12 protein-coding genes are annotated in these 13,117 nt (G+C 46.4%); 9 read left to right on the top strand and 3 right to left on the bottom strand.

All coding sequences use genetic code 11. The annotated features are described in order from the left end of the window. Nucleotides 1-31: 31 nt before the first annotated feature. The 5 genes from metA (at nucleotide 32) to H8704_RS04055 (ending at nucleotide 5,952) form a co-directional block, all read left to right on the top strand. Nucleotides 32-979: a homoserine O-acetyltransferase MetA gene (gene metA / locus H8704_RS04075; RefSeq protein ID WP_118678532.1), complete on the top strand. Its 948-nt coding sequence runs from the start codon at nucleotides 32-34 to the stop codon at nucleotides 977-979. Between the two features lie 333 nt (nucleotides 980-1,312). Beyond that, nucleotides 1,313-1,822, top strand: coding sequence for an NADH-quinone oxidoreductase subunit NuoE family protein (locus H8704_RS04070; protein WP_118678534.1), 510 nt, complete (start codon nucleotides 1,313-1,315; stop codon nucleotides 1,820-1,822). Then, on the top strand, nucleotides 1,812-3,701 hold the full coding sequence (locus tag H8704_RS04065) for an NADH-quinone oxidoreductase subunit NuoF (protein ID WP_118678536.1): 1,890 nt from the start codon (nucleotides 1,812-1,814) through the stop codon (nucleotides 3,699-3,701). The genes H8704_RS04070 and H8704_RS04065 overlap by 11 nt, the downstream gene beginning before the upstream one ends. 22 nt (nucleotides 3,702-3,723) lie before the next feature. Further along, entirely contained in the window at nucleotides 3,724-5,439 is a 1,716-nt protein-coding gene (locus H8704_RS04060) for a [FeFe] hydrogenase, group A (protein ID WP_249297436.1), read from the top strand. Nucleotides 5,440-5,562: 123 nt separating this feature from the next. Then, nucleotides 5,563-5,952, top strand: a complete 390-nt coding sequence (locus H8704_RS04055; RefSeq protein ID WP_249297433.1) for a hypothetical protein — start codon at nucleotides 5,563-5,565, stop codon at nucleotides 5,950-5,952. Here H8704_RS04055 and H8704_RS04050 read toward each other — a convergent pair. Beyond that, the gene (locus tag H8704_RS04050) at nucleotides 5,894-7,519 is read right to left on the bottom strand and encodes a polysaccharide biosynthesis protein (protein ID WP_249297431.1); all 1,626 of its coding nucleotides are present in this window, start codon (nucleotides 7,517-7,519) and stop codon (nucleotides 5,894-5,896) included. The two genes, H8704_RS04055 and H8704_RS04050, sit on opposite strands and share 59 nt — an antisense overlap. Nucleotides 7,520-7,656: 137 nt before the next feature. On the opposite strand from H8704_RS04050, the gene H8704_RS04045 reads away from it, so the two are divergent. Beyond that, nucleotides 7,657-8,796 carry a cysteine desulfurase family protein gene (locus H8704_RS04045; protein ID WP_249297429.1) on the top strand — a complete coding sequence of 380 codons (1,140 nt, stop codon included), beginning with the start codon at nucleotides 7,657-7,659 and terminating at the stop codon, nucleotides 8,794-8,796. On the opposite strand, the gene H8704_RS04040 is transcribed toward H8704_RS04045, so the two are convergent. Both H8704_RS04040 and H8704_RS04035 read right to left on the bottom strand, forming a co-directional pair. Further along, a complete protein-coding gene (locus H8704_RS04040; protein WP_330605821.1) occupies nucleotides 8,791-9,657 on the bottom strand; it encodes a histidinol-phosphatase HisJ family protein in 867 nt (288 codons plus the stop codon). The two genes, H8704_RS04045 and H8704_RS04040, sit on opposite strands and share 6 nt — an antisense overlap. 28 nt (nucleotides 9,658-9,685) lie before the next feature. Then, complete coding sequence (locus tag H8704_RS04035; RefSeq protein ID WP_249297428.1) at nucleotides 9,686-11,476, bottom strand: Rqc2 family fibronectin-binding protein; 1,791 nt, start codon at nucleotides 11,474-11,476, stop codon at nucleotides 9,686-9,688. A 153-nt stretch (nucleotides 11,477-11,629) separates the two neighbouring features. Here H8704_RS04035 and H8704_RS04030 point away from each other — a divergent pair, with 153 nt between their 5' ends. From H8704_RS04030 to H8704_RS04020, 3 genes are all read left to right on the top strand, one after another. After that, nucleotides 11,630-12,370: a lysophospholipid acyltransferase family protein gene (locus H8704_RS04030; protein WP_118678546.1), complete on the top strand. Its 741-nt coding sequence runs from the start codon at nucleotides 11,630-11,632 to the stop codon at nucleotides 12,368-12,370. Between the two features lie 122 nt (nucleotides 12,371-12,492). After that, complete coding sequence (locus H8704_RS04025; protein WP_118678547.1) at nucleotides 12,493-12,924, top strand: hypothetical protein; 432 nt, start codon at nucleotides 12,493-12,495, stop codon at nucleotides 12,922-12,924. 46 nt (nucleotides 12,925-12,970) lie between these two features. Beyond that, nucleotides 12,971-13,108, top strand: coding sequence for a hypothetical protein (locus tag H8704_RS04020; protein WP_182439775.1), 138 nt, complete (start codon nucleotides 12,971-12,973; stop codon nucleotides 13,106-13,108). Nucleotides 13,109-13,117: the final 9 nt, after the last annotated feature.

Raw genomic sequence — 13,117 nt, 5'->3', positions numbered from 1 at the left:
TTTCGCAGTTACGAGAAAAGAGGAGTTGTATATGCCAATTAAGGTTCAGAATGATCTTCCGGCAAAGAAGATCATGGAAAATGAAAATATCTTTATTATGAATGAAACAAGGGCCATTACTCAGAATATCCGTCCCCTTCAGATTGCAATCCTTAATCTGATGCCCCTGAAGGAAGACACGGAGATCCAGATGATGCGAAGCCTTTCCAATACTCCTTTGCAACTGGAGGTGACATTTCTGACCACCGCCAGCTACATTGGCAAAAACACTCCGGCCAGCCACTTAAACCAGTTTTATCAGACCTTCGACGATGTAAAAGACAAAAACTTCGACGGACTGATCATCACCGGTGCTCCTGTGGAGCAGATGGCATATGAGGAGGTTCAGTACTGGGAAGAGCTGACCCATATTATGGACTGGTCCAAAACAAACGTAACCTCCACCCTTCATATCTGCTGGGGGGCACAGGCAGGACTTTACTACCATTACGGCATTCCCAAATATCTGCTGCCCAGGAAGACTTTCGGTATCTTCGAACACCGTGTTCACCACCGCAAGATTCCATTGCTGCGCGGTTTTGATGACGTTTTCTGGGCACCACATTCCCGCAATACAGGCGTAGACAGCAAGGCGATCGCCGCCTGTGACGATCTGCTGCTTCTGGCAGATTCTCCGGAAGTGGGAGAGCTGATCCTGATGGCACAGAACGGCAGACAGATTTTTGTGCTGGGTCATCTGGAATACGACCGTCTGACCCTGGACAAGGAGTATAAGCGCGACATTGCCAAGGGCATTGATATTGCACTTCCAAAGAACTATTATCCCAATGACGACCCGGAGCAGAAGCCGCTTCTTCGCTGGCGTGGTGCTGCAAACGCTATGTACAGCAACTGGATCAATTATTATGTATATCAGGAAACTCCATTTGAGTTTATTAATACCGAGAAAGTTTTATCCAGACACCGGGAAAATAAATAACTCAAACTTCCCACACCAAGAACTATAATACGCCCAGACTGTTTCTGATGTGGGAAGTTTGAGTAAATAAATATTTTTTTCCAAAAGTTATACCTCTCTGACGAAGACTCTTTTTAAGAACCGTCTTTCGTCAGAGTTTTTTTTATGCTGTTTTCTAAAAATTGCACAATTTTTCATTTATCCATTTTATTTATTTGTGTATTTTTTTCATTTAGATTGTTTCTATGTTTGTTATATGATATAATTTCTCTATAATTTGTGTTTTAAACGCAAAAAACTATAAACAATCACTAAACTCAGGGAACGGTATTTCTACCGGTCTCTGTCCGAAACATGTTTTTGAAAGGAGAAGGAAACGTGAATAGTCAGGAAATTGCACGGCTCGATGACATTCTGCAACAACACGATTACAACAGTACGCTTCTAATCGCGATCATGCAGGATATCCAGAAGGTATACCATTATCTGCCGGAGGAGGCATTATGTTACATCGCCCGCAAGCTAAATCTCAGTGAAGCCAAAATTTATGGGGTGGCTACATTTTATGAAAATTTTTCATTGGAACCAAAAGGGAAGTATGTCATAAAAATCTGTGACGGAACCGCCTGCCATGTACGGAAATCCGTACCGATCCTGGAGGAGTTCCGAGGAATGCTTGGTCTGAGCAAGGAAAAGACTACTACCGATGATATGCTGTTTACCGTTGAAACGGTGTCCTGCCTCGGAGCCTGTGGTCTCGCACCGGTCTGCACAGTAAATGATCATGTCCATCCGTCTATGACGCCGGACAAAGCCAGAGCATTGATCGAGGAATTGAAGGAGGAAGCGGCCAATGAAAATTAAAACAAGAGAACAATTGATCGCAAAGCAGAAGGAATATGCTGCTTCACTAAACAGCCAGCGCAAACAGATCCTGATCTGTGCCGGAACCGGATGTGTTGCAGGCGGGTCTTTGCAGATATATGACCGCATGAAGGAAATCATCGAGGAGAAGGGGCTAAGATGTGCCCTTGTCCTGGAAAAGGAGCCTCATGATGAGAGTATCGGACTAAAGAAAAGCGGATGCCACGGTTTTTGTGAGATGGGACCCCTGCTTCGGATCGAGCCAATGGGCTGGCTTTATCTGAAAGTAAAACTGGAGGACTGTGAGGAGATCATCGAAAAAAGCATTATCCATGATGAAGTCGTGGATCGTCTTGTTTATCAGGATGAAAGCCTGAAATCTTACGTCAGACAGGAGGATATTCCTTTTTACAAAAAACAGACACGTATCGCTCTGGAATACTGTGGGCGCATCAATGCGGAAAGTATTGCGGAATATATTGCCCTTGGGGGCTACAGTGCCGTTGCAAAAGCGTTGTTTGATATGACTTCCCAGGAAATTGTTGACGAGATCACAGAGTCCTGTCTGCGTGGACGTGGCGGCGGCGGTTTCCCTGCCGGTCGGAAATGGCAGCAGGTGCTGGATCAGAAAGAAGAGGAGAAATATATTGTATGTAACGGAGACGAAGGGGATCCCGGTGCATTCATGGACCGCTCCATGATGGAAGGTGAGCCGCACCGTGTGATCGAGGGTATGCTGATCGCAGCCATTGCTACCAGAGCACATCATGGTTATATTTATGTTCGTGCCGAGTATCCGCTGGCAGTGGAACGTCTCCAGACAGCCATTGATAAAGCCATGGATAAGGGACTTTTAGGAAAGGATATTTTAGGCTCCGGCTTTGACTTTGACTTACATATCAGCCAAGGTGCCGGTGCATTTGTCTGCGGGGAGGGAAGTGCTCTGACCACATCCATCGAAGGAAACCGCGGTATGCCACGCGTAAAACCACCGCGCACCGTGGAGCATGGTCTTTTCAACAAACCTACTGTCCTGAATAATGTAGAAACTTTCTGTAATGTTCCTCCGATCATCCTGAACGGTGCAAAATGGTATCAGGGCTTTGGACCGGCCAACAATCACGGCACCAAGGCATTTGCCCTGACTGGTAATGTCAAAAATACCGGTCTCATTGAGGTTCCGATGGGAACAACGCTCCGGGAGGTAATCTTTGATATTGGCGGTGGCGTAAAGGGTGGTGATTTCAAGGCAGTCCAGATCGGCGGACCATCCGGTGGCTGTCTCTGTATCAGTGCCACCGAGGATCATCTGGATATGAATCTGGATTTTGACTCTCTCAAAAAAGTAGGTGCTATGATCGGATCCGGTGGTCTTGTCGTAATGAATGACAAAAGCTGCATGGTAGAAGTTGCCCGTTTCTTTATGAATTTCACCCAGAATGAATCCTGCGGCAAATGTGTTCCATGCCGTGAGGGAACAAAACGGATGCTGGAGCTCTTGACTGACATCACCGAAGGCCGTGGTACCATGGAGCATATCGAACTGCTGGAAAAACTTTCCGATACCATTTCAGCCACAGCACTCTGTGGTCTTGGAAAAACGGCGGCTTCCCCGGTTGTCAGCACCTTAAAGTATTTCCGGGATGAATATATTGCCCATGTCGTGGACAAAAAATGTCCGGCAGGTCAGTGTAAAGCACTGATGACATATCAGATTGATCCGGAGCTTTGCCGCGGCTGTACCAAATGTGCCCGTATGTGTCCTGTCGGAGCCATTACCGGCACGGTAAAGGAACCGCATACCATTGATCCTTCCAAGTGTATCAAATGCGGAGCCTGCAAAGAGGGTTGTCACTTTAACGCCGTAAAAGAGGTTTGATTAAGAAAGGATTAGGTTAAATATGTCTGAAAAATATATGATCATTGACGGAATCCGTACCGCTTTTACGGATGAAAAAAATATCCTGCAGGTTATCCGCAAAGCAGGAATCCATGTGCCTACATTTTGTTATTACACGGATATGTCCATTTACGGTGCCTGCCGTATGTGCGTTGTGGAAGATGAACGTGGAAGCATTATCGCCTCCTGTTCCACACCGCCGAAAGACAAAATGGTGATCCGTACCAATACATCAAAGCTTCATCAGCACCGCAAAATGATCCTGGAGCTGCTTCTAGCATCCCATTGCCGGGACTGCACCATATGTGAGAAAAACGGCAACTGCCGTCTCCAGATGCTGGCCGCCAGATTCCATCTTACAAAGGTGCGTTTTCCAAACACACATCCGGAGCCGGTGATCGACGACTCCTCCCTGTCCATTGTCAGGGATCCTAGTAAATGTATTCTCTGTGGCGACTGCGTAAGAATGTGTAACGAAGTACAGCATGTGGGTGCCATTGACTTTGCCCACCGTGGTGCCAATATGATCGTCAGTCCTGCTTTCGGCCGTCCTATTGCCGAGACAGACTGTGTAAACTGCGGACAATGTGCTGCTGTCTGCCCAACCGCTGCCATTACGATCAAAAAAGATTTAAAAGGAGTATGGCAGGCACTTTATGCCCCAAATAAACGGGTCGTTGTCCAGATAGCCCCTGCAGTCCGTGTGGCGATTGGAGAAGAATTCGGCATCGCTCCCGGCAAAAATACGATTGGCAAAATCTACACTGCTCTGCGCATGCTTGGTTTTGACACGGTATTTGACACCAGTTTCAGTGCCGATCTCACCGTGATCGAAGAAGCAAACGAACTGGTTTACAAGCTGGAAAACGGTGAAAAAAAGTATCCTCAGGGAAATACCATGCCACTTTTCACTTCCTGCTGTCCGGCATGGGTGCGTTTCGTAGAAACGAAATACCCGGAGCTTTTACCGTATGTTTCAACCTGCAAATCACCAATGGAAATGTTTGGTGCTGTTTTAAAAGAATATTACAAGCCGGCCGACGCAGAAGCAGGTATGGAAACCATCTCCGTTGCGGTCATGCCATGCGTCGCCAAAAAATACGAAGCGGCACGGGATGAATTTTGTCGTAACGGGGTTCCCGATGTCGATTATGTCATTACTACCAAGGAACTGATCCTGATGATCAAGGAACTTGGTGTCCAGTTTCAGGAGATTGAGCCTAGTGCTCCTGATATGCCATTTTCTATCAATTCCGGAGCCGGCGTGATCTTCGGTGTGACCGGTGGTGTCATGGAGGCTGCTCTCCGCCATGTAGCAGCAAAGAATAATGAAACGCTCCGCGAGATTGAATATTCCGGTGTCAGAGGACTAGAAGGAACTAAAATCGCAGAGATTTCTCTTGGAGATAAAACACTCCGTGTTGGTGTGGTAAATGGTCTTGGGAATGCAGATACCCTGATCCGTAAGCTGCAACGTGGAGAGGAAAAGCTGGATTTTGTAGAAGTGATGGCATGCCCTTACGGATGTATCGGTGGTGCCGGTCAGCCGTTTGGTTATCGCAGTGTCAAAGAGGATCGGGCTCAGGGCATGTATAAAGCGGATAAATCCGCCATCGTCAAACGTTCCTGTGATAACCCAACCCTGATCAATCTTTACGAAAACGGCATATTGAAGGAACGTTCCCATGAATTGCTCCATGTACATTACGGGAAATAAAATGCGTACCGTTTGAGAACGGAATGTCTCCGCAAATGTACGCATATAAGGTTGACATTCTATGAAAAAATAGATATTCTATTGATATAGAAAACTATGTATTATTCATAGGAGGTAGCTGTTATGGGGAGCAGTATCGATTACAAGTTAGATAAGATTGTAGATTATTTATACCGCAAACGGAACAAGATCGCACGGGATATTACTGTGGATGCCAGAAGACGGGCATTTCAGTTTGAATTGACTTTGTCAAAATCAGATTATACCACGATCACGATCAATTCGAACCGTACATATATTCTGACCATGCCACGGTCATCCATGCTTCCGGAGGATGAAAATATGTCTTATCTGAAGGATATGCCGTTTTCCGAGAAAATGGCTCTGGTGGACGCCTGGGGTGAGTTAAAGATGCGTCTGAACAACACGATCGCAAAAGACGGCAATCTCGGTCTTACCTTTGATGAGACGAAACCGCCGAAGGATTCCTCTTCTGGAGAAAAGACAGAGTAATTCCTCCGGTCAGAAGCAATCCGGCCAGGTAGATCATACAAAATATCATACCTGCTGCCGCCAGATACAAAATTGCATAACGGTCAGAGAAGCAGCTGCCAAGCCACCGGTAGCTGCTTTTTGCCGTAACGGCACTGGGAATCAGCAATATTCCGGGCACAAAAATTCCCCGGAAAGCATCGAAATCCTCCTCTGTCCTCACCGTCTCAGCATCATTTCCGGCCCACAAATACGGTTTCAGATACAGCAGTTCCAATAATACCTGCAGAAGCTGGCTCACCAGCAGACCGATCAGATAAAGACGCATTCCATACACCGGAACCGCCCACAGCAGGAACAAGATCCGCACTCCCAGACTGACCGCCGTGATCAAAAAGGAGATATGTGTTTTTTTCATTCCATTGATAATACTGGTAAGAGCCGTTCCAAGATACAGGAACGGACAAAGCCATGACAGCGTTACCAAAAAATCTCCTGCCAGTTCATTGTGAAAGATTACCAATCCCAGTTCCTTGCCAAATACCATAAAAATGCCGGTACACAGAATCCCCAGAAGAAGGCAATACCGGATGGAAAGGGAAATGCTTCTCCGTATCATACGGGTATCCCCGGCAGCATCCGCCTCCGCCACAGAAGGTACTAAAAGTACCGCAAGAGAGTTGGTAATGGTAGAGGGAAACAACAGAAATGAAAATGTCATACCGGTCAGCACACCGTAAATGCTAAGCGCCTCCTCACTACTGCAGCCGTACCGCTTTAACATTGCCGGCAGCAGAACTGTTTCCACGCTGTTGAGAAATGTAATAAAAAGTCTTGTCAATGTGAGAGTAGAAGCCAGCCAGAGCAGAGAGCGGATTCCGGCGCTGCAGCCGTTTTGCCGATGCTGCCGGTATAATTTCCTTTTTCCGGAGTCAGATCTATCCCGACAGTGTTTCCAGAGCTTCCATACATTAAAAAAACAGGAGCTGATCTCTCCGGCTGCAAGCCCCCATACTGCAATGCGGCAGTTTTCCTCCACCGTGGCATCCGGCATCATAAAAAACGTCATGCCAAACACAAAAAAGATCCGGAAGATCTGCTCGATTACCTGGGTTATCGCCGGAATCTTTGCATCCTGTATTCCATAATAATACCCATTGATACACGCCGACAGACAGCAAAAAGGAAAGAATACTGCCATAATTCTTAAGTAAGGCGTCAGAGCCGGCTCCATCACAAAATGAAGAGCGATCCACTCTGCTTTCCACCACATAAAAAACTGCAGTCCAAAGGCAAGGAGCAGGGCAATCGCCGTTCCGGTCCGGAATATTTTCATCACTGAGCAGACATTGTCATTCTGATTCTTTTCCGATGCAATGACCTGGGACAGTGCAGTCTGGATACCTGCCCCATAAATGGTAAAACAAATGGCATATACGGGAAAGATCAACTGATAGATTCCCAGATAATGTGCTCCCAGCATATCGGCCAGATAGATCCGGTAAAAAAATCCAAGAATTCTTGTCACAAATCCGGTAATTGTCAATAATAAAGTCCCTTTCAGAAGCTTCCTCGCCATTGTTCCCATGAGTGTTCCTCCGAAGCCGGCAGTCAATCACTCTGTCCGGTCATACCTCTTTGTTCATTTCTATGAAAAAATAATGCAACTATGACAAAAAAGCGCATAAAGTATGAATAACAGGATACATGGGGGCAACGTATAAAATGATCTATTTGGACCACGCCGCAACCACAGCAGTTTATCCGGAGGTCATCCGTGAAATGACACCTTATCTTCATGATTATTATTACAATCCTTCCAGTTCTTACAAAGAAGGAAGACTGCTTCATAAAAAGCTGGATCAGATCCGCACAGTTCTGGCCGGGGGCATCCACGCAAAGCCACAGGAAATTATTTTTACCAGTGGTGGAACAGAATCAGATAACTGGGTGCTGGTAAATGCTGCCAGGTCTCTCTGCGGAAAAGGACGTCATATCATCACCTCTGCCATAGAACATCATGCCATCCTTCATACATGTCATTTTCTGGAAAACTGCGGTTTTGATCTAACATACCTTCCGGTAAACCGGGAGGGCTTTGTGGCGCCTGCTGTCCTGGAAAAGGCAATCCGTCCTGATACGATCCTGATTTCTGTGATGTATGCAAACAATGAGATCGGTACTCTGCAGCCGATCCGTGAATTGGGTCAGATTGCACAAAAAAACAGCATCCTGTTTCATACAGATGCTGTGCAGGCATATGCCCATGTACCCATTGATGTTTCAAGCACACCGATTGATTTTTTAAGTGTCAGTGCTCATAAATTTGGTGGTCCCAAAGGTGTCGGCTTCCTCTACGCCAAAGAGGGAACGCCTCTGTCTCCTCTGTTATACGGTGGTGCCCAGGAACAGGGCAGAAGAGCAGGCACCGAAAATGTTGCCGGTATCGTTGGTATGGGATGTGCTGCGCAGCTTTCTCTGGAGCATATGACAGAATATGCCGGACAGGAATCTTCCCTTCGGGATCACCTGATGCACCGGATTCTGTCAGAAATCCCTATGACAAGACTAAACGGCAGCAGCCAAAAACGCCTGCCGGGCAATTTAAATGTCAGCTTTTATGGTATTGACAGCGCCACGCTGATCGCTATGCTGGAAACAAAAGACATTTATGTATCCGGCGGTTCTGCCTGTTCCTCTGCAGATCAGGCTCCATCCCATGTACTGCACTCTATCGGACTTTCGGATGAAATGGCACTGGGCGCACTGCGCATCACCATAGGCCATGAAAACACAATGGAGGAGATCAATGAAACATTTGAAAATATCCGATCCTTCGTGCAGAAACTCCGGCAGATATCATAACGGAATCATTTCCGGTTTTCTCTTGCGGAATTCTGTGTAATACCGAAAACCACATTTTCGTAAAAGCTCCGGAATTCCTTCAAAGGCATATGCCAGATGCTTCGTTTCATGGGCATCTGAACCAACGGTAATGATCTCGCCCCCAAGCTCCCGGTAGCGTTTCAGTACCTTTTCCTGTGGATTGGTATGGCCAAGACCATATTTAATCCCGGCCGTGTTGACCTCTATGCCTTTGCCCTTTGCCAGCAGGAGACGAAGGATCTCGTCGATCATATCCGACGAATCCCGAAAGCACCGATCCATATATGCTTCGTCAATGATCCCCTGCGCCTTGTTCTTCTGCTGTGTCGGTGTATAACGGATAATGTAATCAATATGACCATAGACATCAAACTTTGTATCTGTTCGGATATTTTCCATAGTGATCTCGTAATATCTCCGGATTCCGTCCTTCTCTGAAAACTGCTCCCAGAAAGACGGATAATACGGATCTGTATCATCAACTAAATGTGTCGAACCAATCACAAAATCAAATGGATGAGTCTGGATCAGCGCATTACATCTCTGTGCCAGATCCGGTTTCAGACCAAGCTCTACACCTCGGCGGATCTCAAATTGCGGATATTTCCCCTGCAAAAAGGAGAGCATCTCAAAATATGGCTCCATCTCAAACAAAAACTCCACACCATTTCCGGTATCCGGAAAATCATAATCAATATGATCCGTAAAACAGACCGAATCCAGCCCCAGTTCTATGCCCCGCTGTACCATCGCCTCCATCGGGGTATCACTGTCAGTAGAAAATGATGTGTGTACATGATTGTCAGAACGTATCATAATAATTTCCATTCCTTTCTGCACCCGTCAGCTTCCGGCTTCGGGTACAATTTTAATCCTCTATTTCCTTAAGACCGGAAATGTCCGGTACGATTGTCATGGAATAATTGGTATAATATACTACAAAACCCGGCTTGCTTCCGTTTGGCTTTTTGATATGCTTTCTCTGAATATAATCAATCTCGGCTTTTGCCTGATCCTTCGCCTTGGAATACCAGCCTGCCAGAGCGGCTGCCTCCTCAAAGGTTCTGTCCGGCAGTTCCTTCCCCTCTGTCTTTACGATCACATGGGAGCCTGCCGTTCCTTTGGCATGAAACCACCAGTCACCGCCATTGGCAAAGTGGAAGGTAAGTTCATCATTCTGATAGTTATTCCTTCCCACATACATATGAAATCCACCGGAGGAAATATAATGAAACGGCTTGCTTTTTATCTTCACACGCCCTCTGTTACTGCGTGGCTGCGCATGCTTCTTTACATAACCACACTCCGAAAGCTCCTGACGGATCAATGTCAGATCCTCCTCCTGGCGGGCAATATCCAGTGCATTGCTCACAGACTCCAGATGCTCTATTTCCTGTCTTGTTTCCTCTAACTGAACCGTCAATGCCTCAAAGGTTCTTTTTAACTTGGCATATTTATCAAAATACCGCTTGGCATTTTCCATGGCAGATTTTGTCTGATCCAGTGGTATTGTGATCTCTTTGCCCTCATCATAATAGTTCTCACAGGTAAAGCTTTTCTCTCCGCCAGTCAGACTATACCCGTAGGTTGTTAAAAGGTCACCATATACCTTATATTTATCACGTTTTTTCGTATCACGAAGCTGTTTCTCCTGAAGATCATATTTCTTACGGCAGCGTTCCAGCGCCGTATTGGTGACACGGCGCAGCTCAAAGGATTTCTGATGGATCCGGGAATACAGCTCCTTCTGCGCATAAAAGTCGTATAAAAGCCGGCTGATGCTGTCATAAGAAATACTCTGGCAGGTCTCATCCCTCTCATAGGAAGTCAATGGAAACGCCGCAAACTCTACCGGCTCCTGCCCCCGTTTGACCAGTGTCGGAGCGAAAGAGTGAGAGAGCAGTTCCTCCCGGAGCCGTTCAAAATTGCGATACAAATGAAGCCGCTCCATATCCGAAAGCTCACTGGTAGAGGCGGCATCCTGCAGACTTGCCCGGTATAACAGTTCATTGGCCATAACCGGACTGAAACCGGTCAGAGAGGTATACAGTGCCTTTGCCGGCGGCATAGGCTTCGTCAGTATTTTTTCTGTAAACTCCTCGCAGCTTACCGTAAAGGGATCCAGTTTTTCCTGTGTATTTGGGATAAAATATGTTCTGCCCGGCAGTACCTCCCGCACAGAGCTGACCAGAGCCGACACCCGTTTAATACTGTCAATGATCACATCATCCTCCTGACAGAAGATGATATTACTGTGCTTGCCCATCAGCTCGATATATAACTTTTTGTGACACAGATCCCCCATTTCATTCAGATGCTCCAGTTCAAAGCAAAGCACACGTTCCAGACCGATCTGCCGGACAGACAGGATTCTGCTGTTGGACAAATGCTTCCGGAGTACCATACAGAAGGTTGGTGCCGTCATAGGAGAGTTCTTTGTCTCCTCCGTTTCATAGATCAGTGGGAGACTTGGATTCACGGAAACCACCAGCCTTTTCTGACTGCGGACAGTCTTTCCGTCCTCCCCGGTTCTGCTCTGCTTAATCGTCAGAAGCAGCTCGTCCTTCTCCGGTTGTGCGATCTTGGCAATACGGCCTCCTGCCAGGTCCCGCTCCAGTTCATATACAATATCAGCAATTACCATTCCATCTAATGCCATGGTTTGATGTCCCCCTTATTACGTTTTCTCTTGCTCCATTTTATATGTACCATCTTCCTTTTGCAACAGTTGCCAAAAAAAAGTTAATATGATACATTATCTATCAGGAGAAATGAAAGACGAAATATCGTCATAAGAAATGAGGAAGAAAAATTGCTTCGCTTTGTATATGTATTGATCAGAAATTTACATAGAGCCTGGATGATTCCCCAGGCAGGCTATTATGCCGCAAGAGACCGGAAATATTCCGAGGAGTTTCGATATCAGTATGATCTGAAAATGATACGCCAGATGATGAAAACCGCCCGGATCTCCACCTCTGTATATGGCCGTGAAAATCTGCCGTCTCAGGGAGGATATGTGATGTTTCCCAATCATCAGGGGAAGTACGATGCTCTGGGGATCATGTACGGTCATCCGCTGCCATGCTCGGTAGTGATGGATGATGCCAGATCCCATATGCCGTTAGTCAGCCAGTTCATTGATCTGGTCAAAGGCAAGCGCATCAAGCTCCATGATATCCGTCAGGCGGCCAAGATCATACAGGAGGTCTCCGCAGAGACAGCACAGGGCCGGAAGTTCATTATTTTCCCTGCAGGAGGATATAAGCACCGCAATGGCAATCAGGTGGATCCTTTTAAGCCCGGCACTTTCAAAAGTGCCATGAAGTCAAAGGTTCCCATTGTTCCGGTGGCTTTAGTAGATTCCTGGAAGGTATATGATCTCAATTCCCTGCGGCATGTCCACACACAGGTTTATTTTTTGAAACCTCTTTATTATGAGGATTATAAAGGCATGAAATCCGTAGAGGTCTGTGATCATGTTTACCGCCGGGTATGTAAGGCTGTACGGCTGGGAGAGCGTAATATGCCGGAACAGGCAGTACGCTGTTGATCATTAACCGGTATCTTCTGCATATATTATGATGCAAGGGATAAACGCAGATAGCAAGCCTTTGGAAACTTATATCCGAAGTTACTTTAAACTTTATCAAACATATGAAAGGAGGGTGTCCTATGAATCAATTACGAAAACAGCGCTGGCTCATCGTTGCCATGCTTTTCTTTGTGCTTATTTCAGGGATTGGAACGGATGTTACCAGAATCTCACAAATGGACACCTCTGATCATTTCCGCCGGGAAAGCCTGCTTTCCACACTTTCTTCCATCCGGACAGATTCGCCGGATGTCTGCAGCACGGAGCAGTTAGGCATACGGGTACTGCAGCCGAAGCTTGAAGCTTCACGCCCGGTATCCTTCCGTCAGGATGGACGGCAGCAGCAGCTTTTATTGCTGTTATATACGTCGATCATATTCTGCTTCTGTGTCTTTTTTGCCCGGAGAAGTTATGAACCGGCATTCTATAAATCTACAACTCATCATCTCGCCCGGATCATGCGGTTTATCCATGACAAGGATGGCGAGAAGATCTTCTTTTCATTCCATTAACCAAAAATTGAATATTGGCACATTATGTGCAGAAAAGGAGATTATTATGGGTACAACTATCGTTTTAGTTATTGTAGGTGTCGTGATCTTAGGAGTAACAATCTTTAGCTTTCAGTTTTCGAACGGAGGCTCTGTCTCTGACACGGAAACCGGAAATGAAACCAAAAACGGCAGCAGTAAATAATCTGCCGTA

Source organism: Jutongia huaianensis, from assembly GCF_014384985.1.
GTDB lineage: Bacteria > Bacillota > Clostridia > Lachnospirales > Lachnospiraceae > Jutongia > Jutongia huaianensis.
Note: the sequence above shows the minus strand (reverse complement) of the source record. Positions and strands in the feature narration are given on the sequence as shown.

Bases quoted from the DNA above. Each gene is read 5' to 3' on its own strand.
- metA (WP_118678532.1), top strand. From the start codon at position 32: ATGCCAATTAAGGTTCAGAATGATCTTCCGGCAAAGAAGATCATGGAA.
- H8704_RS04070 (WP_118678534.1), top strand. From the start codon at position 1,313: ATGTTTTTGAAAGGAGAAGGAAACGTGAATAGTCAGGAAATTGCACGG.
- H8704_RS04065 (WP_118678536.1), top strand. From the start codon at position 1,812: ATGAAAATTAAAACAAGAGAACAATTGATCGCAAAGCAGAAGGAATAT.
- H8704_RS04060 (WP_249297436.1), top strand. From the start codon at position 3,724: ATGTCTGAAAAATATATGATCATTGACGGAATCCGTACCGCTTTTACG.
- H8704_RS04055 (WP_249297433.1), top strand. From the start codon at position 5,563: ATGGGGAGCAGTATCGATTACAAGTTAGATAAGATTGTAGATTATTTA.
- H8704_RS04050 (WP_249297431.1), bottom strand. From the start codon at position 7,519: ATGGGAACAATGGCGAGGAAGCTTCTGAAAGGGACTTTATTATTGACA.
- H8704_RS04045 (WP_249297429.1), top strand. From the start codon at position 7,657: ATGATCTATTTGGACCACGCCGCAACCACAGCAGTTTATCCGGAGGTC.
- H8704_RS04035 (WP_249297428.1), bottom strand. From the start codon at position 11,476: ATGGCATTAGATGGAATGGTAATTGCTGATATTGTATATGAACTGGAG.
- H8704_RS04025 (WP_118678547.1), top strand. From the start codon at position 12,493: ATGAATCAATTACGAAAACAGCGCTGGCTCATCGTTGCCATGCTTTTC.
- H8704_RS04020 (WP_182439775.1), top strand. From the start codon at position 12,971: ATGGGTACAACTATCGTTTTAGTTATTGTAGGTGTCGTGATCTTAGGA.